This window comes from Microbulbifer okhotskensis, assembly GCF_023895975.1.
GTDB classification, from domain to species: domain Bacteria; phylum Pseudomonadota; class Gammaproteobacteria; order Pseudomonadales; family Cellvibrionaceae; genus Microbulbifer; species Microbulbifer okhotskensis.
The window spans coordinates 1-609 of sequence record NZ_JALBWM010000356.1 but is presented as its reverse complement, the minus strand read 5'-3'; the positions used below and the strand labels follow the sequence as shown (position 1 = coordinate 609).

1 protein-coding gene is annotated in these 609 nt (G+C 40.4%); it reads right to left on the bottom strand.

All coding sequences use genetic code 11. The annotated features are described in order from the left end of the window. Nucleotides 1-339, bottom strand: a 339-nt coding sequence (locus MO867_RS22485; protein WP_252473325.1) for a hypothetical protein, incomplete at its 3' end; no start/stop codon positions are given. Between the last annotated feature and the right edge of the window lie 270 nt (nucleotides 340-609).

The following is a 609-nucleotide window of genomic DNA, read 5'->3' as shown; positions in this document are numbered from 1 at the left end:
GGTCATCTCTTTTTTGCTAATAGTAAAGAAATGACACAGAATTCTGAACACTGCCCCATTAAGGCAAAATACACGACTCAAAAACTTACCCCATGAAACCTTTCTTTTTGATGCCGCAGAGTGAACTGTTTTTCCTGAACATAGGACATAGAGGCGCGCTTTGACTTCCACTGTGGGTCGCCAAAATATGGGAATGAATATATTTCTAGAATTGAAACCATCAAATTCGCCTCCTTGGTGTTTGATTACAGCCAGTTCAAGGGCTAAATCATTTTTTCTGGGCTCAGTTCTTCCATCAGCTAACGGTAGATCAATTGTTGATCTTAAGCTTTCCCTCAAACCCTCTTCTAGGTCCCCAGGCTTAAATAGACCCCACCCCTTAGAGCTTCTACATTCACCTTCAGAAGCAACCAGTAATGCGCCTAAATAGACTCTAGGCTTTTCATTTTAAAAATATCGTGAAAACAATATGCGCAATCCTGTTAAACGCTAAATGTATTTCTTTGCTCATATAATTTCCAGCATAAACCCACGGCCCATTATTACGTTCATGAATCCTGCATTCAACTTTGAAGTGCATCAGTTAATCCCCTGGAAAAGAACGGTCAG